The following is a 25,720-nucleotide window of genomic DNA, read 5'->3' as shown; positions in this document are numbered from 1 at the left end:
ATTTCCTGCATATTCAGCAGGCGTTCCTGCGAAGACAGCAGAAGCTCATAAGCTTTGCATTGCCCGCAGTCCAGTTTTATATAAAAGCATGAAATGCTCGTTAATCATAATAAAATTAGGCATCTTATAGTATGCACAATTTTCCCGTTTGCTAAAATAGGATAAGTTATGTATGTACATGATCAGGAACAAAATTCAAGTTTTTAAAGCTAATAAAAAAGCGGGAAAAAATCCCGCTTCTGTTGATTATCGACGTAAGCCAAGCTTATTGATTAACTCACGGTAACGTGCAACGTCTTTGTTGCGAAGGTAAGTTAATAGGTTACGGCGCTTACCAACCATTTTCAAAAGACCGCGACGTGAATGGTGGTCTTTCTTGTGAGTACGTAAATGGTCGTTCAAATTGTTGATTTCTTCAGTAAGGACAGCGATTTGAACTTCTGGAGATCCAGTGTCGCTCTCATGAGTTTTGAACTCATTGATTAGCTCATTTTTACGTTCTTTAGTGATTGCCATCCGGTTCACCTCCTAAATTTTCAATCCCCTGTTACTGAGCAAGCGTCGGTGACTCGACTTGCCAAGCAAAGGTTCATTTGGTACGTTACTTAGAATACAACTTTTTATGACAAAAAGCAAGGCTAAACCCTGTTTTTCTCAAAATATTGCTCAGTCTGCTGTTTATCCTTTTCAATTTGCGCAATTAACTCCCGCACGCCGGCAAATTTCCTTTCGCTTCTAAGATGTTTATGCCATTCAACGGTAACCTTCCTGCCATAAATATCTGAAGAAAAATCAAAAATATGGACTTCAACTGATGGCCTGTCCCTTTTTTCCTGATTAAAAGTAGGCTTGTAGCCGACATTACAGACACCTTCATACCAGCTGCCATCTACTGAGAATCTTACAGCATATACACCGGGAGGGGGAATGATGCAGTCATCAGAAACGTCTACATTCGCTGTAGGAAAGCCGATTGTCCGGCCTCTCTTATCACCATGGACAACGATTCCGGATGTTTTATAATATCTTCCTAAAAGGCCGGGAAGCTCACCCGTTTTCCCTTCACGTATATATTTCCTTATTAGCGTAGAGCTGATTTTTTCGTCTTCTTTTGCCAGCTTAGCAACGACCGAGTAATCAAATTGATCCCTAGAATGGAACAGCAATGTTTCCATTGTGCCGCGTCCCATTCGTCCATAGGAATAATCAAAGCCTGCCACGACATGTTTTGCATTAAGACCAATCAGGTATTGGTCCACAAACTCCTGTGGCAGCAGATTAGCAAACTCCCTTGTAAAATTAATAACAAACAAATAATCTATACCTAGATCAGCTATGATACCAATTTTATCCTCAAGAGGTGTAATATACTCGACATGCTGAACGCTTTTCCCCAAAACGACCGAGGGATGAGGATCAAATGTCATGACAGCACTTTTTAATCCTTTTTGTTCAGCTATCGATTTTGCTTCACGGATTACTTTCTGATGACCCAGATGAACACCGTCAAAATAACCTAGTGCTATTGCCAATTCAGGCATTTCGTTTCTATCCATTCGATGAGGATGATGTATATGAATAACTTCCATATTAATAATTCACCTTTTCTCTACAGAGCCTGGACCTATATAAATGCACAGCTTTTTAACGAGTGCTTATTGATCATTCCTTAACACCTTTACTGGCTTCATAAACCCTGGTTTGCGGGGGTGATGTTCATAAATTGCCAGAACAAGACCTTCCTCTACCTCTACTGCGATTGGGCCTTTAGTGTCGTACAAATGATCAGGGATAGTTAATACAGCCCCATTTTTTACTTTCTCTGCTACTTTATCACTTATATGAAATTTCGGCAAATGAGAAAGCGCGGACTCCATAGGCCGAAGAACCTCGTCCATTGTCCCCTTCTCAGCCCTGTCTTCTATTTCTTCAAAAGTCAGGCAATCTTCAAGTGTCAGTGAGGCCGACTGGATTCTTACCAGTTCAGACATATGGGCAGGATATCCCAGTTCACTCCCAATCATGACCGCAAGCGTACGGATGTATGTACCTTTGCTGCAGGCTACACGGAAACGGAAGGTAATATTCTCACCCTCAAACATCTCTCTCTCATCGAGAAGTTCGATTGAGTAGATAGTAACTTTCCTGGAAGGCCGTTCCACTTCTATTCCCTGTCTTGCATATTCATAGAGACGCTTGCCATTTACCTTTACTGCTGAATACATGGGAGGAGTCTGTGTAATTTCCCCTGTCATGCTTTGAAGCACTTTCATCACCTGATTTCTGGTAATAGGTGAGGAAACTTCTTTCCTTTCTACGACTTCACCAGATGCATCCTCTGTTGTCGTAGAAAAGCCTATTGTGACTTCTCCCTCATAAGATTTTCCTGCGTCTGTTATGTATTCAGCCACCTTCGTTGCCCTCCCAAGGCAGATGGGAAGTACTCCTGTCACGTCAGGGTCCAATGTTCCGGTGTGCCCGATTCTTTTCATTCGCAGAATCTTCCTCAGCCTGAACACACAATCATGGGAAGTCATTCCCTTAGGTTTAAAAAGCGGCAAAATCCCTTCCATATTATGTACCACCTTGTCAATTTGTATTTAGAAAAAAATGGATAGACAAAGTGTCTATCCATTCCATTATTCTTCTTCTTTGGAGCGTTCCTCATCTTTGGAACGGCCTTCGTCCTGGATTTGATGAAGCAGGGAATCGATGCGGTTGCCGTAGTCGATTGATTCATCAAATTCGAATAGGATTTCCGGTGTTTTCCGCAGCCGGATTCGCTGGCCGATTTCAGATCGGATAAAGCCTTTTGCTTTTGCCAGCCCGCGAAGCGTATTTTCTCTTTGTTCCTCATCACCAAGAACTGAAATATACACGGTTGCCTGCTGAAGATCCCCGGTTACTTGAACATCAGTGACTGTTACAAAACCAACCCGCGGGTCCTTGATTTTTCGGCTGATGATTTCGCCCAGTTCTTTTTTCATTTGTTCTCCAACTCGATTTGCTCTAAGGCTCATTCTATATCACCTCTTCTTAAAGCCACTCTAAATCTGTAATTGTCCGTTCAATTTCCGGGAACGAATCAATCATTTTCAGCGCATTTTGCAGCTCGTGCTCAGTTGAAACCCGAGTGGACGAAACGGCCACAATGGCAATTTTTGTCCGCTGCCATAGGTCCTGATAGTCCACCTCAGATACAGAAACATTGTATTTTTGTTTCATCCGGGTTAGAATGCGCTGCAAAACAGCCCGTTTTTCTTTCAAAGAATGTGTGTCATAAATGATACATTCACAGGCAGCAAGCCCAATTATCATTAACGTTCCACTTCTTCCATAATATATGCTTCGATAACGTCGCCTTCTTTGACGTCGTTGAAGTTTTTGATGGTAATACCGCACTCATAGCCTTGTGCAACTTCTTTAGCGTCATCTTTGAATCGCCTAAGAGCGTCAACTTCACCTTCAAAAATTACAACTCCATCGCGGATTAAACGAACGCCGCTGTCACGGGTGATTTTTCCATCCGTAACATAAGAACCTGCAATTGTACCGATTTTGGAAACTTTGAATGTCTGGCGTACTTCAGCCTGGCCGATAATTTTTTCCTGGAACTCAGGATCAAGCATACCCTGCATCGCCAATTCAATTTCCTCGATTACTTTGTAGATAATGCGGTGCAGGCGGATGTCAACATTTTCTGCATCTGCTGCACGTTTCGCGTTATTGTCAGGACGTACATTGAATCCAATCACAATAGCGTTGAAAGCAGCAGCTAAAGTGATGTCAGACTCGTTAATGGCACCTACACCTGTATGAAGGATACGAACATTAACACCTTCTACATCAATTTTATGAAGAGCGGCAGTCAATGCTTCCGCAGAACCTTGAACGTCCGCTTTCACAACGATGTTTAAGTCTTTCATTTCCCCTTGTTTCATATGTTCAAACAAGTTATCCAGACTCACGCGTGTTTTTTCATTTCTTTGAGCCTGCAATGCTTGCTGGGCACGGGCTTCTCCAACCTGGCGGGCTGTCTTTTCATCATCAAGAACAGCGAAGCGGTCACCGGCTTGAGGAACATCGTTAAGACCTGTAATCTCAACAGGAGTTGAAGGTCCGGCAGTTTTCACGCGGCGGCCAAGGTCATTAACCATTGCACGGACACGTCCAAATGAGTTGCCGACAACGATCGGGTCTCCTACCTTCAATGTACCGTTTTGCACAAGCAGCGTCGCAACTGAACCGCGTCCTTTGTCAAGCTGTGCCTCGATAACTGTACCAACGGCATTGCGATCAGGATTTGCTTTGTATTCTTCCACTTCACCTACAAGAAGAATCATTTCAAGCAGTTCATCAATTCCCTCGCCTTTAATAGCTGAGATTGGAACAAAGATCGTGTCTCCGCCCCATGCTTCTGGAACCAGGCCATGTTCAGTCAATTCCTGCATAACACGGTCAGGATTTGCTGCTTCCTTATCCATTTTATTAACAGCCACAATGATTGGCACTTCAGCTGCTTTCGCATGGTTAATTGCTTCAACTGTTTGCGGCATAACACCGTCATCAGCTGCTACAACGAGAATAGTAATATCGGTAATTTTTGCACCGCGGGCACGCATCGTTGTGAACGCAGCGTGTCCAGGAGTATCAAGGAAAGTAATCTTTTTGCCGTTTTCCTCAACTTGATAAGCTCCGATATGCTGAGTGATTCCGCCTGCTTCTCCCGCAGTTACTTTCGTGTTGCGGATGGAGTCAAGCAATGTTGTTTTACCATGGTCAACGTGTCCCATGATTGTTACAACAGATGGACGTTCCACCAGTTCAGCATTTTCATCTTCAGTGAAGTATACTTCAAGATCGGTTGTATCAACCAGTATCTCTTCTTCTACTTCAACACCGTATTCACCTGCAATCAGCTCAATCGCATCTTTGTCAAGTTCCTGGTTAATGGTTGCCATAACACCAAGCATAAATAGCTTTTTAATGATTTCGGAAGGCTCGCGGTGAAGCTTCTTTCCCAGTTCCGCTACTGTCAGTGATTCGCTGAAAGTAATTTTTGAAGGAAGCTCCTTCACCTTTTTAGGAGCTGGGGCCACATGCGTCTGCTGCTGTTTGCCTTTATTGTTTTTATTCTTATTGTTGTTTCGGTTATTGTTATTGTTTCTATTATTATTATTATTGTTTCTGTTGTTGTTATTGTTATTGCCTCTATTATTGCCGGAGAAGTTTTTGCCTGACTGGCTGCCCTGTCCCTGGCTTCTGTTTTCACCGGATTTATTCTGAGGCTTGCTTTTGGCAGCTGTGGAATTGCCTGCACTATTATTTGAAGCCGGTTTTTGATTTCCCTGCGGCTTCTGCTGGTTTTGAGGTTTGCTCTGGTTTTGAGCCTGGCTGTCATTCTTGATAAAAATACCATCAAGCTTCTGGACTGCCGCCGGCTCAATCGTAGTCATATGATTGGAAACCTCAATATTCATGTCTTTTAATTTTGTAATAACATCCTTGCTTGAAATGTTATGTTTTTTCGCATATTCATAAACGCGCATTTTACTCATACTTTCACCCCCGCTAGTATTAATCGAGCAACGTTAACAGCTTTTTTGCAAATCCGGCATCTAACACTGCCACCACAACGCGGGCTTCCTTCCCTATAGCCTTGCCGAGCATTTCCCGGTTTTGAATCAGCTTATATGGAACCCCAAATGATTTACATTTATCTGTAACTTTTTTTGCCGTATTTGCGGATGCATCTGCAGACAGCAAAACAAGCTTTGCTTTGCCGTTTCTGATCTCTTTAACAGCAAGCTCTTCTCCCGAAGTAATTTTCCGTGCCCGATTGGCTAAGCCAAGCAATGACATCCATTGATTTGAGTTCATTTGGATTGCCGTTTCTCCTTCTCTATTAACTCCAAGAGTTCTTCATAGATAGCATCATCTATGGAAACTTCTAAATGATTGGCTAAGATATTCTTCTTCTTTGCTAACAAAACTGCTTCCTTTTCTTTGGAAAGATAAGCCCCGCGCCCTGATTTTTTTCCGGTCGGGTCAACAGAGACTTCCCCTTCTTTGGAGCGAACGATGCGAACGAGTTCTTTTTTCGGTCTCATTTCACCGGTAGCGACACATTTTCGCAAAGGAACTTTTTTACGATTGTTCACGATCATTCACCTCTTCCCTATTCTTTTTCCTCTAAAAGTTCATCCTGAAAGTCGAAGTCTGCATCATTTTCATAGTCTTCGTTTTCATAATCATCATTATCAAAGTTCAACAGTTTTTCATCCCTAGGATAAATTCCTGCTTCACGGGCATCTGTTTCTGACTTGATGTCTATTTTCCAGCCTGTAAGCTTAGCTGCAAGTCTGGCATTCTGTCCGCGCTTTCCGATTGCCAGTGAAAGCTGATAATCCGGAACTACAACAGTTGTTGCTTTGTCATCTTCATTTACGATTACGTCAAGCACCTTTGAAGGACTTAGTGCATTTGCGACGAATACTACCGGATCTGAAGACCATTTTACGATATCAATTTTCTCACCCTTGAGCTCATTGACTATTGCCTGTACACGTGTGCCCTTAGGACCTACACATGAACCTACCGGATCAACTTCTTCATTGTCAGAATGAACCGAGATCTTGGAACGGTCCCCTGCTTCACGCGCAACGGATTTGATTTCTACAGTTCCATCATAGATTTCAGGAACTTCGATCTCAAATAATCTCTTCAGCAGGCCAGGATGGGTCCTGCTTACGAAGATCTGTGGACCTTTTGTTGTCTTTTCTACCTTTGTAATAAAGACTTTAATGCGGTCATGGGGCTGATAACGCTCATTTGGCATTTGTTCGTTCGCCGGAAGGATCGCTTCAATCTTTCCAAGGCTCACATAGATGAACTTAGGATCTGTACGCTGAACAATCCCCGTCATAATATCTTCTTCACGGTCGATAAATTCAGAATAAATGATGCCTCTCTCCGCTTCACGGACACGCTGTGTAACTACCTGTTTTGCCGTCTGGGCAGCGATGCGCCCAAAGTCCTTAGGTGTTACTTCCATTTCAACGACATCTTCCACCTGGTAGTTAGGGTTGATTTTTTGAGCATCCTCAGCAGAGATCTCTAGACGCGGATCAAATACTTCATCCACTACCTCTTTGCGGGCAAAGACTCTCATCGTTCCGTTCCCTAGGTTTAAATCAATGCGCACATTCTGTGCCTGGTTAAAGTTTCTGCGGTAGGCTGACACCAATGCTGCTTCAATGGCTTCGATAATCACATCGCGAGAAATGCCTTTTTCTTTCTCAAGCAATGTCAGAGCATCCAAAAGTTCACTGCTCATGAGATTTATATCCCCCTTTATTTCTCTTTTAAAAAATGATCAACTCTAAAGCAGCATTTTGCTTTTCTTAATAAGCAAGCCCGCAATCAGCCGTTATTAAAATACAACGGCTAAACGGGCATTTGCTACCTTCTCATAAGGAATTTCAATATTTTTCTTCCTTGTTTTGATTTTCACTTCTACCGTAACGGTCTCGCCGTCAAATTGGGTTAACACACCTTCGAACGTCTTTTCACCATCAATTGGCTCGTATGTTTTAATGTAAACATTCTTGCCGACTGCTTTAATAAAATCACTGTCTTTCTTAAGAGGGCGTTCAGCTCCCGGCGATGAAACTTCCAAGAAATAGTTGTATGGAATCGGATCTTCAGCATCGAGCTTTTCGCTTAGCCTCTCACTGACCATTCCGCATTCCTCGATATCAACACCAGTTTCTTTATCAATAAATACGCGAAGGAACCAGTCTTTCCCTTCTTTTACATATTCAATGTCGACTAATTCTAAATTAAGTTCATCCACAATAGGGGTGACCAGTTGTTCCACCGTTTCAGTCACTTTGCTCATTCATATCCCTCCTTTTTCCTGGAATCTAAAGCGCTGTTTTTCAATCAATAAATCAGAAATTGGCTCTGCTAAACTTAATTAACATATAGTTTTAACATAGATCCGATAGTAAGAAAAAACCGTACACAACACGAAAGAGTGGGTTGCCCCACTCTTCCTTTTGCGAGAGTTATTCTTAGTATTTCCAATAAAACTATACCATAACCAATTTTTTTATGCAAATGGAATAGCTGTCAGCAGAAGGGTTTGGACCATCCGCTGGTCTTATTTTTAGAATAGAGACAGCTGATTTTGTTCCGGAAGGGATTCCAGGCAGCCGTGGTTATCGAGATACTCGATAATCGTCTTCGACACTTTTCCGCGCTGCTGCAGATCTTCTTTCGAGAGGAATTCCCCTTCTCCCCTTGCTTTAACTATATTGAATGCTGCATTTGTACCCAAACCTGGTATGGAATTAAATGGCGGTATCAAAGAATCTCCATCAATGATAAACTCACTTGCGCTTGAGCGGTATAAGTCCACCTTTTGGAAATTAAAGCCCCTTTCATTCATTTCCAGAGCCAATTCCATTACAGTCAGCAGGTTCTTTTCTTTCGTTGAAGCATCAAGTCCCTTTGCATTGATTTCTTCGATGCGCGCACGGATCGCCTGTGATCCTTTAACCATTGCATCCACATCAAAGTCCTCTGCGCGGACAGTAAAGTATGCTGCATAATAAAGAAGCGGATGGTGCACTTTAAAGTACGCAATCCGGACAGCCATTAATACGTAAGCAGCTGCATGGGCTTTAGGGAACATGTATTTAATCTTTTTACAGGAATCAATATACCATTCAGGCACTTCATTCTTTCTCATTTCCTCTTCCATCTCATCACTCAGGCCTTTACCCTTACGGACCGATTCCATGATTTTGAAAGCAAAAGCAGGCTCCAGGCCCTGATAGATTAAATAAACCATAATATCATCACGGCAGCCGATAACTTCACTTAGGTTACAAATATTATTATGGATTAATTCCTGGGCATTTCCGAGCCAAACATCTGTACCATGAGAAAGACCTGAAATCTGCACAAGCTCTGAGAAAGTGGTCGGCTTTGTATCTTCGAGCATCTGGCGGACAAACCGCGTACCAAATTCGGGTATGCCGAGTGTTCCGGTTTTACACATGATTTGCTCTTCGGTGACACCAAGTGATGCCGGCCCGCTAAAAATTTTCATTACTTCAGGGTCATCTGTGGGAATGGTTTTTGGATCAATTCCGCTCAGGTCCTGAAGCATCCTAATAACAGTCGGATCATCGTGACCCAGTATATCAAGTTTTAATAGATTATCATGAATGGAGTGGAAGTCAAAATGGGTTGTTTTCCATTCAGATGTCCGGTCGTCTGCAGGGAACTGAATTGGCGAAAAGTCGTAAATATCCATGTAATCCGGCACAACAATGATACCGCCCGGGTGCTGTCCGGTTGTCCGCTTCACCCCTGTACAGCCGGAAGCGAGCCTGTCAATTTCCGCACCCCTTATTTGCAGATTATTATCATTCTGGTATGCTTTGACATACCCATAAGCTGTCTTATCGGCAACAGTGCCGATTGTTCCGGCACGGTATACATAATCCTCGCCGAAAAGCACCTTTGTATAGTTATGGGCTCTAGGCTGGTATTCCCCAGAGAAGTTCAAGTCAATGTCGGGAACTTTATCTCCTTTGAAACCAAGGAATGTTTCGAACGGAATATCATGTCCATCCTTTTTATATTTAGCTCCGCAGCTCGGGCAATCTTTATCAGGCAGGTCGAAGCCGGAGCCTACTGACCCGTCATTGAAAAACTCGGATGTTTTGCATTCCGGGCAAACGTAATGCGGCGGCAGCGGATTTACCTCCGTTATTTCGGTCATCGTTGCAACAAAGGAGGATCCGACAGATCCACGGGAACCAACCAGATAGCCATCATCCAATGATTTTTTTACAAGTTTGTGAGAGATCAGATAGATAACCGCGAAACCATGTCCGATAATACTCTTAAGTTCTTTTTCAAGGCGCGCCTCAACAATCTCAGGCAGCGGCTCACCATAAATTCTTCTTGCCATTTCGTAACTCATGCTGCGCATCTCTTCATCTGCGCCTTCAATTTTTGGCGTATACAAATCATCTTTAATCGGCTTTATTTCTTCAATCATATCTGCTATTTTGTTCGTGTTCTCTACCACAATTTCTTTCGCTTTGTCTTTTCCAAGAAATGAAAAAGCGTCAAGCATCTCATTGGTAGTCCTGAAATGAACATCCGGAAGCTGATGGCGGTTCAGCGGATTCGCTCCTCCCTGTGAATTAACAAGGATTTTCCGGTAGATTTTATCATTTGGATTCAGGTAATGAACATTTCCTGTTGCAACTACCGGCAGACCAAGCTTGTCTCCCAGTTTTACAATATTTGTGATGATTTCTTCCAGCGCTTTTTCATCTCTTACAAGTTCAAGCTCTAAAAGGTGTGCATAAACGGCTTTTGGATGCACTTCAAGATAATCATAGAATTGTGCTGTATCTTCGACTTCATCCGGAGATTTCTGCATCATGCCTTCAAAGACTTCCCCTTTATCGCACCCGGAACCAACCAGTATTCCTTCACGATGCTTTTGAAGGACTGACCTGGGAATGCGAGGAACTCTGTAAAAGTATTCCATATGCGAGATGGACACGAGTTTAAAGAGGTTCTTCAGACCTGTTTCTGTTTGTGCAAGCAGGGTGCAATGAGCTGGTCTTGCACGCTGATAAGCATTTCCCTGTCCCATATTGTCATTGAATTGATCATGATATTCGATCCCTTTTTCTTCTGCACCCTTTAGCATCTTAAGTAGCAGATAGCCTGTTGCCTCTGCATCATAGATAGCACGGTGATGCTGGGTGAGTTCAACATCAAATTTTTTGGCAAGGGTATTCAGACGGTGATTTTTCATGTCGGGATATAAAAAACGTGCAAGTTCGAGGGTATCTATTACTGGATTTGGCGCCTTGCCAATACCGATTTTTTTATAGCCGACATTCAGGAATCCCATGTCGAATGAAGCATTATGTGCTACTAAAACAGCATCTTCTGTCCATTGATGGAACTTCTTCAGGACTTCTTCCACTTCCGGTGCATTCTCCACAAGATCATCTGTTATTCCAGTCAAATTAATGGTCGTTGCGGATAAAGGATGATGAGGGTTTGCAAAGGATTCAAACCGGTCAATGATTTCACCATCATGAATCTTAACTGCAGCAAGTTCAATAATCGTATCATAAACAGCTGATAAACCGGTTGTCTCAACATCAAATACAACATACGTATCTTCAGTAAGCTTGCGATGAGCATCGTTATAAGCAATCGGTACACCATCATCCACAAGATTTGCTTCAATTCCATATAAGATCTTAATATCATTCTTTTTCCCGGCACCATAGGCTTCAGGGAATGATTGAGCAACAGCATGGTCTGTAATGGCTACTGCTTTATGGCCCCATTTCTTCGCCTGGGAAACCAGTGCACTGACAGATGAAACAGCATCCATTTGGCTCATCGGTGTATGCAGGTGAAGTTCAACCCTTTTTTCTTCAGCAGGCGATGTATCCTGCCTTTGAATAGGTTTGATCTCATTAATATCGTTCCCGATCATTACCAGATCACGGACAAATGTATCATTTTGAATGCTTCCGCGGACCTTTAGCCACATCCCTTTTTGAATGTGCTGGTATAATGCGGCATCCTCTTTATCCCGGGAAAACATTTTTACTAGAATGGAACTGGTATAATCCGTTATTTTAAAAGTTAAGAGTGTCCGGCCGCTGCGGAGCTCTCTTGTCTCAGCAGCAAACACGTAGCCTTCAATGGCTACCCGGCGTTCTTCATCTACTATATCAATCAATTTGCGGTAATCTGCATCATCTTTAATGGTAAGACCGATCGTAAGCGGCCCCTTGGGTGCTGTGTGATCTGCAGACTCAGCTTCCGCTTCTTTCTTCTGCATTTCGATTGCTGCCTGAAGACCGCGTTCCTGGTCTTCTTTGCGTTTGGCTTCCATGAATTTTTCATATTCTTCATTGGAACCATCAGTGGAAACTTCTGTATCAACTGTTAACGCCGGAAAGCCAAACACTTGAAAGACATCTGAAATAGTGCCGGCATACTTCTTCTTGATAGACAATCCTTCCAATTCATTACGAACTTTAATGATAAGTTTGTTACCCTGTACAGAAGGAACCTGCTCATTCAGAAGCTTTAAAAGCGGCGGCGCCATGCCATCCATTTCTTTAATGCAGTTAAGCCAGTATTCAAGTACAAGCTGTTCAGTAAAATCCTGATTTCTGACAGAGATGCTATATGAAATTTCTGCGATATGGGAAAATGTTTTTTCCAGCTGATCTGTGAAACGACTGTATACACTGCAAGGCAATATGTGTGGAAAGGCAAAATAAAAATGCCATTTCCGTGACTGTCTTTCGACTATGAGCCTTTCGATTTGGGCATCATGAAAGTGCTGCACAAAGGCATCTTCAGTTAGCTGCATCTGCTGGAGCAAGAGCTGAAATCTAGAAGGTTCGCTCATCTTTCTCTCTCCCATCCAATAATCTTGGTTTCTATTTTAAGTTGAATTTTTTATTGTATTTAAAAAACAGACGGACTTAATTATAACATATCGTATGAGATAGTGATTGAAAAAACGGATTCCATTTTGGAACCCGTTTTTTCATCTAAATTAATGGATCTGCACATATTTTTTATGCAGGAATGTTGATCTGCACATATTTTTTACAGGAAAAATCTCTGAATATCGTTCCATGTGACCACTAGCATTAATAGCATTAAAAGGGCAAATCCTATAAAATGGACCATTCCCTCTTTGTGGCGGTCAATCGGCTTCCCTCTTACTGCCTCGACTGCAAAGAACATTAACCTTCCGCCATCAAGAGCCGGAATTGGAAGCAGGTTCATAATTCCCAGATTTATGCTTAGGATTCCTGCCCATTTCATCAGGTAGTAGATGCCAGATTTGGCTACAGTATCTGTTGAAACATAAATGCCTACCGGGCCTGATAATGCATCAATTGAAAACTGTCCAGTGACAAGCTTGCCCAGCATAACAAAAATTTCTTTTGTCCAGAAATACGTTTCCTTGGCTCCGTAGGTAATAGCCTTTAATGGAGATTTTTCCATCGGGCTATATACACCAATGATTCCAATTTTTTCGCCTTCTACATCCTGAACCTTTGGTGTAACCGATATAGTATGTTCCTGGCCGTTTCTTTCCACTAAAAATTCGAGTTCTTCACTTGGGTTCTTTCTAATGATTTCCACTACATCTGACCAGCTTGAAATTTCGGCTCCATCCACACTTTGAACCATATCGCCTTCCTTTAGCCCAGCTTCATATGCAGCACCATCAGGCGTCAGCTTGCCAAGGGCAGGTTCATTTGTTGGAATTCCCTGCAATAAGGCTATTAGAACAAAAACGATAAAAGCCAGAACAAAATTCATCATTGGGCCCGCGAAGATCGCCATTGTTCTCTGGCCCAAGGTCTTTGATGCAAATTGACGATCATACGGAGCAATGAGCGTTTCGGTCCCATCCTCAACCAGTACAGCTGAACGGCTGACTTTGAAAATTTGGATGGACTCATCCTCTTCTCCCTCAACGTATCCTTTTATTACAAGGGTATGCTCAATATCAGCATCTTCAACTTCAACGATTCTTGCATCAGGATACTTATCTTTGTTGTTTAATATAATTTTGCTTACTTCCTCGTTTTTATCAAGGATCAAACCAATACGGTAGCCTGGTTTGATTTCCACCATTTCAGGATCTTCACCGGCCATGCGGACAAACCCGCCGATAGGCAGAAGACGAATCGTATATACTGTTTCATCTTTTTTAAAGGAAAACACCTTTGGCCCGAATCCAATTGCAAATTCCCGGCAGAGTATTCCTGCTCTTTTTGCGAATATTAAATGTCCGAGCTCATGAAAAAATACCAGTGCCCCGAAAATAACAATAAAGGCTATTACTGTACTCAAGTTTTAACCACCTTTTTTTAGAGGTTGTTCAACTGCTGCTGGTACGTGCATTAATTTATAACTTGTTACGCACCTTTCAGCACTTGAACACAAGCTTATAGAAGCGAGCTGACAAATCTCCTTGTTTCCAAATCTGTTTCCTGAATTTCAGTCAGACTTGGATTTGAGATGATGTCATGGCTGCCCAGTGCTCTTTCGATGAAATCTTCTATTTGCAGGAAGGTAATCTTTCCATCCAGGAATGCAGCAACAGCAGCTTCATTCGCAGCATTCAATACGGCTGGCATTGATCCGCCAGCTTTTCCGGCTTCATAGGCAAATCTCAGGCAGCGAAAACGATTAAAGTCCATTTCTGCAAAATGGAGCTTGCCGATTTCAGCAAGATTCAGCCGTTTTGCTGTTTGCAGAGGGAGCCTGTCAGGATATGTTAATGCATATTGTATAGGTACTCTCATATCCGGTGTGCCAAGCTGTGCGATTACACTGCTGTCATGATATTCCACCATGGAATGGATAATGCTTTCTTTATGAAGAAGGACATCTATTTTACTGTAGTCCATGGAGAAAAGCCAATGTGCTTCAATAACTTCGAGTCCCTTATTCATCATAGTGGCAGAATCAATAGTTATTTTTGCTCCCATTGACCAGTTTGGATGATTTAGCGCTTCTTGAACAGTCACATTTTCCAGTTCCTTGCGGGAGCGGTCCCTGAAGCTGCCTCCGGAAGCTGTTAAAATGAGCCTTTCAATATTTTTTTCTTTTTCCCCTTGCAGAGATTGAAAAATAGCAGAGTGTTCACTGTCTACAGGAAGCAGGGGTACACCATTCCGCTTTGCTGCTTCCATGACCAGGTGGCCGGCAGTTACAAGGGTTTCCTTATTCGCGATGGCGATTGTCTTCTTTTCCTCAATCGCCTGCAGGGTAGGATTAAGGCCTACACTGCCTAATACTGCATTAACCAGTATTTCTGATTTTTTGTAAACAGCAACTTCTATCAAACCTTCATGTCCATATGTAAATGTTATGCCGGGAAACTCCGTTTTAAGAATATCTGCGGAACTTTTTTCTGATAGTGAGACAAGTTCTGGCTGAAAGTCAGATATAATCTTCCTGGCAAGATCTATATTCCTGCCGGCAGACATGGCTGCCAGCTTAAAATCCTCGGGGTGCTCCTTAATAATATCGAGGGTCTGTATTCCAATAGACCCTGTTGCCCCCATCAAACTGATATGTTTCATAGTCTCCTCCTTATAAGAAAAGCGGAAGCGCCTTGCCCACCCCCGGCAAGCATAAGACGAGCCTTCCAGAAAGGCGTTTTTTGCCTTTCTGGGAGGATTGCCCGAAATGTGGAGGCGACTGCTTAGGGACGACAAGCATATGACGAGCCCTGCAAGAAGGTGTTCTTTCCTTCTGGAAGGGATTGGCTTATGTCTCGAGTCCCTAGGAGCCGCAATTAGACAATCTTATGACCTTGAGGTGGCTGGCGCTGGAGCTGAACAATTATCTGGTATCCAAATATATACTGCTCTTTTGCCTATAGGTTTACAGCAGGTGAAAAAAGTGAAGCAATGGCAGGACGAATAATAAACTGTCAAAGCGGTCCAGAATTCCGCCATGACCAGGTAAAATATTTCCTGAGTCTTTTACATTATAATGACGCTTTAATGCTGATTCCACTAAATCCCCTATTTGCCCAAACACAGACAGGATTGCAGTAATTACTAATAACCCAAGCAGGGATTCATCAATATCTGTAAAGATAATAAATAACACCGCAACTGCCAGTGCGCAGGCAACACCGCCAAGCGAACCTTCAACGGTCTTATTTGGACTGATTTCAGGCCAAAGCTTCTTCTTTCCCATTGCTTTCCCTATAAAATAGGCACCTGAATCTGTTGCCCAAATGAGGAAAAGTGCAAAAAAGAGATAGGTCAGGCCTTGATCGGCGAAGCGGGTTTCCATAAAATAATAAAATCCAATGCCAACATATAATGTGGACATAATGGAAAAAGCCACATCATCAAAAGTAAATTTGTTTTTTGTCGCGACTGTATACGTTAAGAAAAGAAGCACCCCAAAAAGAGCTACCTCAATTTTTGTATAATTCATATCATCCAGGATTGACTGAAATTCTTTAGGCAAAAGGAAAATCCACAATAATAATAAAGAAATAATGCCTGGAATCGAGAATAAACTTAAATTTCTCATTTTCAATAATTCAAATAGGGCAATGGATGCCAGCAAATATGCCAGGATGATGATTGGCATGCCTCCAAAGATAATGATCGGCAGGAGGATTGCTCCAAATATTATGGCTGTGATAATACGCTGTTTCATTCAATTTTCAACACCTTTATTGTACTCCTCCAAAACGCCTCTGGCGGCTTTGGAATACTTCGATCGCTTCAAGCATTTGCTCTTCATTGAAATCCGGCCATAAGACATCTGTAAACCAGAATTCTGTGTATGCAAGCTGCCAGAGCATAAAATTGCTTAATCTAATTTCACCGCTTGTACGTATCAGCAGATCAGGATCCTTCAGCCCGCCTGTCATAAGGTAGGATGAGAATTTTTCTTCATTCAATTCATTTTCATTCATTATACCACTTTTGCAATCATTTAAGACATGCCTGACGGCTTCGAGTATTTCTGCTCTGCTCCCATAATTTAATGCAAAGTTCAGCACCAGCCCGGTGTTGTTTTTTGTCTCTTCCATCGCTTTGGAAACTGCATTACGCGTATGAGCAGGCAGGTGGTCAAAATAACCAATCATTCTTACCTGCACATTCTCTTCAATCAGTTCTGGAAGGAAAGTTCCCAGAAATTCCTCTGGCAGCTTCATAAGAAAGTCCACTTCCATTTTAGGACGCTTCCAATTCTCAGTTGAAAATGCATATAAGGTTAGAGTCTTCACTCCAATATCGCTTGCAAATCTGGTGATTTTTCGGACGACCTTCATTCCCTCATGATGGCCGGCAACTCTCGGGAGCGCTCGTTTTTTTGCCCACCTGCCATTACCATCCATAATGATGGCAACATGCTCAGGTATTTGTAATTCTTTTATTTTTTCAACTCTCTCTCGGAGATTGGAAGAACTGTTTTGGGACTTCCATAACTTCATTTTATCAAACATAAGTCTGCTCCTTTAAAATAGGTTAATCCTCCGATAAAAGACAAAGTGTGAAACTTCAATAAGCAGGAGCTTTTTCCCGCTTATTAATAGTTGAAATTCAGTCATAGTATCTTTTAGAGATTATTCTAATGGTAAAATAATGATATTGCCTCTTTCCGCATGATAATATCATACCAAAAATAATTAAATATATCTCTATAAAAGAGTATGTTACCAGAAAGTTAATTCAGGATAGGAATCTGCCTTCTTCGTATATTACAGCAGAGTTGGCGCCTTAGCACCTGATCTGATTATGTATGCTTCTAAAGAGTAAAAGAACCCCCTATTGATAGAGGGTTCTAACTATAGAATAAATTAGACTGCAAGGATTTCTTTTTCTTTTTCTTTTGTTAATTCGTCAATCTTGCTGATATGGTCATCAGTAAGTTTTTGAATATCATCAGAAAAACCGCGAAGATCATCTTCTGTGATCTCTCCATTTTTCTCAAGCTTTTTCAGGTCATCATTGGCATCGCGGCGAACATTGCGGATGGCAACTTTTGCTTCTTCTGATTCTTTTTTAACAACCTTAACAAGCTCTTTACGGCGTTCTTCTGTTAGCTGCGGAATAGCCAGTCTGATTACACTGCCGTCATTTGAGGGATTTAAGCCGATATCAGATTTAAGAATGGCTTTTTCAATTTCTCCCAGAATAGTTTTGTCATAAGGCGTAATGACTAAAAGGCGCGCTTCAGGAGCAGACACCCCGGCAAGCTGGTTAACTGGAGTCGGCGCACCGTAGTAATCAACAGTGATGCGATCAAGCAAAGAAGCGTTAGCTTTACCTGCACGGATGCTCGCAAGCTCCCTTGTATAAGCTGAAATTGCTTTAGTCATTCTTTCTTTTGCATCTGAAATAACTTGTTTTGGCATTATTTTTTCCCCCTAACGATTGTTCCGATTGTTTCACCCATTACGGCGCGGTTAATATTGCCTTTTTCCATGATTGAAAATACAATTAACGGAATGTTGTTATCCATACATAAAGATGATGCTGTAGAATCCATTACTGCCAATCCTTCTTTCAATACATCAAGATAGGAAAGTTCATCGTATTTCTTTGCGTTTTTATCAACACGGGGATCAGCTGAATAGACCCCATCCACATTGTTTTTCGCCATAAGAATTACTTCTGCTTCAATTTCTGCAGCTCGCAATGCTGCTGTAGTATCAGTAGAGAAGTAAGGATTTCCGGTTCCGGCAGCAAAGATTACAACCCGCTTTTTCTCGAGATGGCGGATGGCTCTTCTGCGGATGTACGGTTCAGCAACCTGTCTCATCTCGATTGAGGTTTGAACTCTCGTCTCCACTCCAAGATTCTCGAGGCTATCCTGTAATGCCAATGAGTTCATAACAGTTGCAAGCATACCCATATAGTCTGCATTTGCTCTGTCCATACCCATTTCTTCTCCGATCTTTCCTCGCCAAATGTTTCCGCCGCCAACTACAACAGCAACCTCGACACCCAGATCAGCCAGATCCTTAACCTGTGCAGCAATTGATTTAATCACTGAAGGATTAATTCCGAAACCTTGCTCTCCTGCTAAAGCTTCTCCACTTAATTTCAAGACTACGCGTTTGAATTTTGGGCTGCTCATAAGAACCTCCATATGTAGTATAAAAAGCTCAAGCGCTTAAAGGCGCTATTGCTGCATTTACAATCTATCTCATTCTTGAAAAACAGGGAACACAAAGTGTTCCCTGAATCATAGCTGATTTATTTCTATAAAATATTACTTCTTAACTTGGTTCATTACTTCTTCAGCGAAGTTGTCTTCACGCTTTTCGATGCCTTCTCCAACTTCATAGCGAACGAACTCACGGATTTTTCCGCCTTTAGATTCAACGAATTTGCCAACTTTTTGATCAGGGTTTTTAACAAAAGCCTGGTCGTTTACGCAAACATCTTCGAAATACTTGCCAAGACGTCCTTCAACCATCTTTGCAACGATGTTTTCCGGCTTGCCTTCGTTAAGAGCCTGCTGAGTCAATACTTGACGCTCGCGCTCAACTTCGTCCTGTGACACTTCATCACGGGATACATATTTAGGATTTAGAGCTGCAATATGCATTGCAACATCTTTCGCTGCATTTTCGTCAGTTGTTCCTTCAAGAACTGTTAGCACACCAATGCGTCCGCCCATGTGAAGGTATGCACCAAATGCATCGCTGTCAGTTTTTGTTTTGATTTCGAAGCGGCGAAGAGAAAGCTTTTCTCCGATTTTAGCAATCGCACTATTGATGTGAGATTCTAAAGTAGCACCGTTAGCCATAGTTTGTCCAGCTGCTTCTTCTACTGAAGCCGGCTTTGCAGTAAGTAAGTGCTCCGCGATTTCTTTAACAAGTGTTTGGAATCCTTCGTTTTTAGCAACGAAATCTGTTTCAGAGTTTACTTCAAGGATAACCGCTTCGTTTCCGTCAACCTTTACAGAAGTAAGACCTTCTGCAGCGATACGGTCACCTTTTTTAGCAGCTTTAGCAATTCCTTTTTCACGAAGGAAGTCGATTGCTTTTTCCATATCACCTTCAGTTTCCTGAAGAGCTTTTTTGCAGTCCATCATGCCTGCGCCTGTTTTTTCACGAAGTTCTTTAACCATTTGAGCAGTAATTGCCATTATGAGATCCTCCTTAATGAGTTATGTAATAATATCTTTACCATTTATTACTGTATAGAAAACTAAACTTTGCCTTTTAAAAAAAGGTGATAAAGGGGCTCCCTCTTATCACCTTCTTTAAATCAAGAAAAAAGCAACTTAGAGCTGTACAGCCCCAGCGCCACAGAGCGCTTCCGCTTTTCTATTAAGCAGTTGTAACTTCTTCACCTTGTTTAGCTTCAAGGATAGCATCTGCCATTTTGCCTGTTAACAATTTAACAGCACGGATAGCATCATCATTTGCAGGGATTACAACATCAATTTCATCCGGATCACAGTTAGTATCAACGATACCAACGATAGGGATGTTTAATTTATGTGCTTCTGCAACAGCAATGCGCTCTTTGCGAGGGTCAATGATGAATAGAGCATCTGGAAGGCTCTTCATGTCTTTGATTCCGCCCAAGAACTTCTCTAAGCGCTCTTGCTCTTTCTTCAATTGAACAACTTCTTTTTTAGGAAGAACTTCGAAAGTTCCATCTTCTGACATTCTTTCGATATCCTTTAAACGCGAAATACGCTTTTGGATTGTTTCAAAGTTTGTTAAAGTTCCGCCTAACCAGCGCTGGTTCACAAAGAACATACCAGAACGGATAGCTTCTTCTTTAACAGAATCTTGAGCTTGTTTCTTAGTTCCTACGAAAAGGATAGTACCGCCGTTTCCAGCAAGCTCCTTAACGAAGTTGTAAGCTTCTTCTACCTTCTTAACAGTCTTTTGAAGGTCGATGATGTAGATGCCGTTACGCTCAGTGAAGATATATTTCTTCATCTTAGGGTTCCAGCGGCGTGTTTGGTGTCCGAAGTGTACACCAGCTTCAAGCAATTGCTTCATTGAAATTACTGACATTTGTGTTTCCTCCTAATGGTTTTTATTTCCTCCGCCTATATCATTTTCAGCCGGCAACTGCATGTGAACAGCACCATCCGGCTAAATCCATAAGCGTGTGTATTAACACCATTTGTTAATATAGCATAAGTGTTTTTCACAATCAAGCTATTCTTGCTGATTTTGACGAAATTTAAGCATTAGCTCGACTTCTGTCTTCCCTTTGCCTAATTTTTTGGCAATATCCCCTGCACTCATTCCCTGTTTTTTCAGAATAAACACTTGATCATCTATTGATGAGGAATTTTCTTCCTTAGTTGACTGACTGCTATCTGACCGTGTGACAGATTCAGTTTCCTTTAAGGATGATAAGCTTTCTGTTTCACTCAATTTATCCTCAGCTGCCCTCAGATTCTGTTTGTAGGCTTTAGATGCCTGGTAAATGGACGCTCTGGCTAATGGCATTGATTTCTCATCTGCTTTAGCTATATCTTGATCATTTTTTCTGTCCAAATTTACTCTGATGCTTGTCTCTTTTATAGAAGTATCGTTTTTCACATTGATCTTCGAAAGTCTGCTAATAAAATCATCGTTTTCTTCTTTCATTTGAACAAGGTACGCCGATATAACCTCTTCCATTTCAATAAGCACTTTTTCCTGTCTCTTCTCTGTATCCATTAGTTTATTCTGACGCAAATAAAGCAGAATAATGGCTAATAAGGCTACAATATTTAATAGCAGGCTTATAGCTAATAGAAAAGCTGTCATGATATCCCTCTATCCGCTGTAGTCAATAACCTTCCCTTTGTATGGATGGCTCTGTCTGTCATTGCTGTCTTTTTTTTGATCTTCTTTCCTATCTTGTCCCCCGGCCTCTTTTTGTCTTTCACTGTCATCATTGCCAAGATTGACATTTTGTTTATGCTCCTGTTTTACCACAGTTTTACGCTGCTTTTCAGCATTTTCCTGTATACTGTCGGCAGCAAACCCGCTGATGGTCTGTCCCCTCTGCTGAAGCTGATCCTGAATTTTACCTGCTTCGAACGTTCTTGGAAGTGCTATCTGAAGTTCTATTGATTTCAAACTCATCCCTGATCACACCCTGATAACGGCTCACTTCTTATTTCTCCTTTTAGAAAATGAAACTTTAAAGATTTGACAGTTTGCCGAATCACTTTTGAATACTTTCCAAAGTGAATTTCCGTGTTGGGATAGACCTGACCGTAAATAAGGATTGAAGCATTCATTTTTTCTTCTTTTTCTCTTTCCAATTCAGCCAGATCTTCATTTATTTTGCTCATTTTTTTCTGCAAATGAGCTTTGGTAGCCCTTTGCTTGAGAATAATTATTCTTTGTTCATCTGTCAGCTTTCCTGTCAGCTTTGCCATTTCTGTCAGTCTGCCTTCGATACTATCAAGCTTTTTGATCGATTCGTGAAGTTTGGCTGTTTCATTTAATAGTTCTTTTTGGGTGTTATCCACATTGGAGTCCATTCCGGCAAGAAGCTCTGTCTTAGTAAATAAGTGATTGCCCAGTTCTTTGATTTCAATGTCTGACCCGGACTGAAGCTTTCCTCCAATAACCAATGCGCCACTGCATCTGATGGCTCCGCCAGCTTGAACATTGCTGTGCAGAATTGACTTTTGTATAATAACATCCTGTTCTGCCTTCACATTTGCCTGATTCAGGTATGCTGCCTGAACAGAACCTCCAGAAACAAGCGAACCTTTATGACTGCCTGAAATTCCGCCAGTAACAAGCACGTTATTATCCGCCTGCAGGAAAGAGCCTTCAACCATACCGGCAACAATGATGTCACCTCCGGCTTTGACTTCATAACCGGCAGGAACGTTTCCCCGAATCACAACGTTCCCGACAAAATTAATATTCCCTGTCTTCAAGTCAAGGTCTCCTTTAACCTCAAACACTGGATTCACAGAAATGCTGTTCTGAGTGAAACTAACCTGTCCATCTAATAGCGAATAATATTTGTCGCCATTTACGAAAACATTTTTCCCTGCCTTGACTCTTAAAGGTTTTCCATCCTTTGCCGGTATCAGCTTGCCAAAAATATTCTTTCCGGAAGCACAGGGGGTAGCAGGAATAACAGAGGCCAGGAGCTGTCCCTGTGTAACAGATGGGATATGGAGAACATCTCTAAAATTAAATCTCTTTCTGCCCGTTTTCCGGTCAAAAGAGATTTCATTTAACAGATATGCATCACTGCCGTTTTCTGCAGGAATTCCTTTTGCTATTCGTATGGGATATTCCACTGAGAACGGATCTCTGCAGATTCTCTGGATTACATCTTCGCTCACACCAAAAATGACCTTTTCGTCAGCAAGCAGTTTATGGATCATTTCAGGCTGGACAGTTCCATCCAGTTCATCAATATCTGTCGTCTGTATCCATGCAGATAAACCGTGAGCATCAACTAAAAGTTGAAATTGGTTTTCCATGCTGATTCCTTCCTTCGCAGAAAGTAATGGCATAAAACTATATGGCTTTTTCCAGCAACTGCCTCAGCTTAAAAATTGATTTAGAATGGATTTGGGATATGCGGGAAGTTGATAGGCCCATTACTTCGCCAATTTCTGTAAGAGTTAATTCCTCTTTGTAAAATAAACTTAGCACAAGCTGCTCTTTTTCATTTAACTGTAAGATTTTTTCAGCCATTTCTTCCAAGATTTCATTTTTTAATACCTTTTCTTCTGGAATGATTGCTTTTTCATCCTTAATTGAATAACTGGCATCTTTTTCTTCTGAATCAGGCTGCTCATCAATTGAGAGGATGTTTGCGTAAAAATGTTCGTTCATAACAGAATATACTTCTTCTTCCTGCATATCTGTTTCTTCAGCAATTTCATAAACTGTTGCATTGCGCATCAGCCGCTGCTCCAGCTTCTCAGTGGCTGCTTCAATTTTTTTCGCCTTATCCCTCGTACTTCTGGGAAGCCAATCTTCTTTTCTTAATCCATCAAGAATGGCACCGCGAATTCGAAACGAAGCATATGTATCAAATTTCAAATCTCTTGCAGGCTCAAACTTTTCCAGCGCATCGTACAAACCCATTAGCCCAAGGCTTCTTATATCATCTCTTGAAACATTCTTCGGCAGGGCAGCGGATATTCGCTGAACATGATAGCTTACAAGAGGCAAATATTTTTTCACAAGAAAATTCCCCGCTTGAGCATCACGAGAGTCGACCCATTTAGCCCAGTATGTGCTTTCTTCGGTTATCATGTCTGCCATGGCCATCCTCCTCAAACGTTTCCATTTCTATTAATTATTGTTAGTATATCAAAACTTTTTATAAAAATATTACCTTTCATCCTAAACTGCTCAGTTCTTTTCCAAAAAAAAGGGGGTGCTTTCGAAGAAATAATTGGAGAGAGCAATAATTAAGCCGGAGAAAAAATCAGCTTGTATGGCTGGCAGTGATCATCCGGCAGCAATTAAGACTTTTAAGACGATTTATATAAGGCTGTATCTGCCCACCCTGGAACGTGAGTTTAAATAACAACTTGGCCTTTATTAACAGTCCGCACCATCAGATCGCCTGATTGAGGATTGAATTCAATTGTTCTGCCGCTATGTCCGCCAACATCTTCACCTAAAATAGCAATCTTTAAGGAATTTAGTTCCTTTTTAACTGCTTCCACATTCCTTGGGCCAATCCTCATTAAATCACTTCCGGAGGAGTATTGGAACATTTGGGCTCCGCCGGCAATTTTGGCTTTTAATCGTGAAGCTTTTGCACCTTTTTTCTCCAGCAGGCTCACTAAATCCCGAATTGCAGTATCAGCATATTTAGCTGAATTAAAGCTTGTGTTTTTTGCAAGAGATGAATCAGGCAGCATAATATGTGCCAGCCCGGCAATTTCTGAACTAAGATCATAAAGTACCACACCGACACAGGAACCAAGTCCTGATGTCCTAATTAATCCGGGAGTTTTAACAATATTCATATCTGCTATGCCAACTTTTACAATTTCTAGAATACTATTCATAATCCGGAACTCCCAATGCCTTAAAGATTATTTGAAATGATTCAGGATCAGGCAGCAGAAAGAAATGTCCATTAACAGCATCCTTATTTTGAAGCTCATCATTTAAAGCTGTATCAATTACGATGGCGTAATCGCTCACCTGCGAAATTTCCAGGAGACCCGTTCCGATAATTGCCCCCACCATATCAATGCTTAGCATCGGCACTGAAGGGAAAAGTGACAGCTTAGTAAAATCCGATAATGAAGATAAATATGATCCTGAAAGAATGTTGCCAAGCTCCTGGAGAGCGGAAAGAGCAAGTTCATCATATGGCAGCTCATCTGCACAGAAAGGAATGTTTCCAGGCAGTTCCCGAATAAAGATTTCAGCCTGTGCAAGAGGAAGGACAAAAAACATGCTGCCAGGGGCATCTCCTTCTATCCTTAGAAACACCCCTGCCACAACATTTTCCGGACCTCCGGCCATATCGATCATTTCATCAAAAGAAACAATTTTCACATCCGGGACAGACATATCAATTTTTTTATTAAGCAAGGTTGATAATGCAGTAGCAGCATGACCCGCACCGATATTCCCGATTTCTTTAAGAATATCCAATTGCATGCTGCTGATATTTTTCTCTAAAAAATTCATCCCGCTAATCCTTTTCCATCCTGAGCTGTCAATTCTTCCGGATTCAGGACTTTTTCCAAATCTATTAGGATAAATAACCGTTTATCGATTTTTGTAACACCCTTGATAAAATCGGCATCTTCTGAACCGATTACCTCCGGAGGGGGTTCAATTGATTCAGGCGCCACATCAATCACATCATTTGCAGAATCTACAATTAATCCGACTTCCATATCGTTCAATACAGCAATTATTACTCGTGAATGCTCATTATATTCAGCCTCTTCAAGATTAAATCTGCTTCTCAGACTAATGATAGGTGTCACAACACCCCTTAAATTAATTACTCCTTTAACAAAACCGACTGTTCGAGGAACCCGTGTAATATGCTCAACCTTTTCAATGGAACGCACCTGATTAACTGGAATCGCATATTCCTTATCTTTCAGCTGAAATACTATCAATTTTAAATCCGCGGCTGCCGTTTCGCTCATCATG

Annotated in this window: 26 protein-coding genes; all 26 read right to left on the bottom strand. The window is 41.7% G+C overall.

What is annotated here, in order from left to right:
* Positions 1-246: 246 nt before the first annotated feature.
* Positions 247-516 carry a 30S ribosomal protein S15 gene (gene rpsO, locus ACTHRG_RS01780; RefSeq protein WP_009330698.1) on the bottom strand — a complete coding sequence of 90 codons (270 nt, stop codon included), beginning with the start codon at positions 514-516 and terminating at the stop codon, positions 247-249.
* Positions 517-638: 122 nt separating this feature from the next.
* A complete protein-coding gene (gene ribF, locus ACTHRG_RS01775; RefSeq protein ID WP_076255848.1) occupies positions 639-1,589 on the bottom strand; it encodes a bifunctional riboflavin kinase/FAD synthetase in 951 nt (316 codons plus the stop codon).
* A 66-nt stretch (positions 1,590-1,655) separates the two neighbouring features.
* Positions 1,656-2,573, bottom strand: coding sequence for a tRNA pseudouridine(55) synthase TruB (gene truB, locus ACTHRG_RS01770; RefSeq protein WP_076255846.1), 918 nt, complete (start codon positions 2,571-2,573; stop codon positions 1,656-1,658).
* A gap of 66 nt (positions 2,574-2,639) precedes the next feature.
* Positions 2,640-3,020 (bottom strand): 30S ribosome-binding factor RbfA, encoded by a 381-nt coding sequence (gene rbfA, locus ACTHRG_RS01765; RefSeq protein WP_076255844.1) that lies wholly within the window; start codon positions 3,018-3,020, stop codon positions 2,640-2,642.
* A 16-nt stretch (positions 3,021-3,036) separates the two neighbouring features.
* Positions 3,037-3,318 (bottom strand): DUF503 domain-containing protein, encoded by a 282-nt coding sequence (locus ACTHRG_RS01760; protein ID WP_076255842.1) that lies wholly within the window; start codon positions 3,316-3,318, stop codon positions 3,037-3,039.
* Positions 3,318-5,558, bottom strand: coding sequence for a translation initiation factor IF-2 (gene infB, locus ACTHRG_RS01755; protein WP_076255840.1), 2,241 nt, complete (start codon positions 5,556-5,558; stop codon positions 3,318-3,320). Before infB ends, ACTHRG_RS01760 begins: the two co-directional genes overlap by 1 nt.
* 19 nt (positions 5,559-5,577) lie before the next feature.
* On the bottom strand, positions 5,578-5,880 hold the full coding sequence (locus ACTHRG_RS01750; protein WP_009330704.1) for a YlxQ family RNA-binding protein: 303 nt from the start codon (positions 5,878-5,880) through the stop codon (positions 5,578-5,580).
* The gene (gene rnpM / locus ACTHRG_RS01745) at positions 5,877-6,161 is read right to left on the bottom strand and encodes an RNase P modulator RnpM (RefSeq protein ID WP_009330705.1); all 285 of its coding nucleotides are present in this window, start codon (positions 6,159-6,161) and stop codon (positions 5,877-5,879) included. The genes ACTHRG_RS01750 and rnpM overlap by 4 nt, the downstream gene beginning before the upstream one ends.
* Before the next feature lie 17 nt (positions 6,162-6,178).
* Entirely contained in the window at positions 6,179-7,336 is a 1,158-nt protein-coding gene (gene nusA / locus ACTHRG_RS01740) for a transcription termination factor NusA (protein ID WP_048008988.1), read from the bottom strand.
* Between the two features lie 96 nt (positions 7,337-7,432).
* Positions 7,433-7,900, bottom strand: coding sequence for a ribosome maturation factor RimP (rimP, locus tag ACTHRG_RS01735; RefSeq protein WP_048008989.1), 468 nt, complete (start codon positions 7,898-7,900; stop codon positions 7,433-7,435).
* A gap of 270 nt (positions 7,901-8,170) precedes the next feature.
* Positions 8,171-12,481 carry a PolC-type DNA polymerase III gene (locus ACTHRG_RS01730; RefSeq protein ID WP_440230438.1) on the bottom strand — a complete coding sequence of 1,437 codons (4,311 nt, stop codon included), beginning with the start codon at positions 12,479-12,481 and terminating at the stop codon, positions 8,171-8,173.
* Between the two features lie 203 nt (positions 12,482-12,684).
* On the bottom strand, positions 12,685-13,947 hold the full coding sequence (gene rseP, locus ACTHRG_RS01725) for an RIP metalloprotease RseP (RefSeq protein WP_076255837.1): 1,263 nt from the start codon (positions 13,945-13,947) through the stop codon (positions 12,685-12,687).
* Between the two features lie 95 nt (positions 13,948-14,042).
* Positions 14,043-15,185, bottom strand: coding sequence for a 1-deoxy-D-xylulose-5-phosphate reductoisomerase (gene dxr, locus ACTHRG_RS01720; protein ID WP_076255836.1), 1,143 nt, complete (start codon positions 15,183-15,185; stop codon positions 14,043-14,045).
* 304 nt (positions 15,186-15,489) lie between these two features.
* A complete protein-coding gene (locus ACTHRG_RS01715; protein WP_076255833.1) occupies positions 15,490-16,284 on the bottom strand; it encodes a phosphatidate cytidylyltransferase in 795 nt (264 codons plus the stop codon).
* A gap of 16 nt (positions 16,285-16,300) precedes the next feature.
* Positions 16,301-17,080, bottom strand: a complete 780-nt coding sequence (locus ACTHRG_RS01710) for an isoprenyl transferase (RefSeq protein ID WP_076255831.1) — start codon at positions 17,078-17,080, stop codon at positions 16,301-16,303.
* Positions 17,081-17,434: 354 nt separating this feature from the next.
* Positions 17,435-17,992, bottom strand: a complete 558-nt coding sequence (gene frr / locus ACTHRG_RS01705) for a ribosome recycling factor (protein ID WP_076255829.1) — start codon at positions 17,990-17,992, stop codon at positions 17,435-17,437.
* Positions 17,992-18,717, bottom strand: a complete 726-nt coding sequence (pyrH, locus tag ACTHRG_RS01700; protein ID WP_076255828.1) for a UMP kinase — start codon at positions 18,715-18,717, stop codon at positions 17,992-17,994. Before pyrH ends, frr begins: the two co-directional genes overlap by 1 nt.
* Before the next feature lie 135 nt (positions 18,718-18,852).
* Complete coding sequence (gene tsf / locus ACTHRG_RS01695; RefSeq protein ID WP_076255826.1) at positions 18,853-19,734, bottom strand: translation elongation factor Ts; 882 nt, start codon at positions 19,732-19,734, stop codon at positions 18,853-18,855.
* A 184-nt stretch (positions 19,735-19,918) separates the two neighbouring features.
* Positions 19,919-20,620 carry a 30S ribosomal protein S2 gene (gene rpsB, locus ACTHRG_RS01690; RefSeq protein ID WP_048008998.1) on the bottom strand — a complete coding sequence of 234 codons (702 nt, stop codon included), beginning with the start codon at positions 20,618-20,620 and terminating at the stop codon, positions 19,919-19,921.
* A gap of 147 nt (positions 20,621-20,767) precedes the next feature.
* Positions 20,768-21,367 (bottom strand): DUF6115 domain-containing protein, encoded by a 600-nt coding sequence (locus ACTHRG_RS01685; RefSeq protein ID WP_076255824.1) that lies wholly within the window; start codon positions 21,365-21,367, stop codon positions 20,768-20,770.
* Between the two features lie 9 nt (positions 21,368-21,376).
* Positions 21,377-21,688, bottom strand: a complete 312-nt coding sequence (locus ACTHRG_RS01680; protein WP_076255823.1) for a hypothetical protein — start codon at positions 21,686-21,688, stop codon at positions 21,377-21,379.
* The gene (locus tag ACTHRG_RS01675) at positions 21,685-23,058 is read right to left on the bottom strand and encodes a DUF342 domain-containing protein (RefSeq protein ID WP_076255821.1); all 1,374 of its coding nucleotides are present in this window, start codon (positions 23,056-23,058) and stop codon (positions 21,685-21,687) included. The genes ACTHRG_RS01680 and ACTHRG_RS01675 overlap by 4 nt, the downstream gene beginning before the upstream one ends.
* Before the next feature lie 37 nt (positions 23,059-23,095).
* Positions 23,096-23,851, bottom strand: coding sequence for a FliA/WhiG family RNA polymerase sigma factor (locus ACTHRG_RS01670; RefSeq protein WP_076255819.1), 756 nt, complete (start codon positions 23,849-23,851; stop codon positions 23,096-23,098).
* Between the two features lie 260 nt (positions 23,852-24,111).
* Positions 24,112-24,609 carry a chemotaxis protein CheD gene (locus ACTHRG_RS01665; protein ID WP_076255817.1) on the bottom strand — a complete coding sequence of 166 codons (498 nt, stop codon included), beginning with the start codon at positions 24,607-24,609 and terminating at the stop codon, positions 24,112-24,114.
* Positions 24,602-25,243 (bottom strand): chemotaxis protein CheC, encoded by a 642-nt coding sequence (locus ACTHRG_RS01660; protein WP_076255816.1) that lies wholly within the window; start codon positions 25,241-25,243, stop codon positions 24,602-24,604. Before ACTHRG_RS01660 ends, ACTHRG_RS01665 begins: the two co-directional genes overlap by 8 nt.
* Positions 25,240-25,716: a chemotaxis protein CheW gene (locus ACTHRG_RS01655; protein WP_076255814.1), complete on the bottom strand. Its 477-nt coding sequence runs from the start codon at positions 25,714-25,716 to the stop codon at positions 25,240-25,242. Before ACTHRG_RS01655 ends, ACTHRG_RS01660 begins: the two co-directional genes overlap by 4 nt.
* Positions 25,717-25,720: the final 4 nt, after the last annotated feature.

The organism is Cytobacillus sp. SAFR-174 (assembly GCF_051964675.1).
Taxonomy (GTDB): domain Bacteria; phylum Bacillota; class Bacilli; order Bacillales; family Cytobacillaceae; genus Cytobacillus.
The sequence above is the reverse complement of the archived record's forward strand: the minus strand, read 5'-3'. Positions and strand labels throughout refer to the sequence as shown.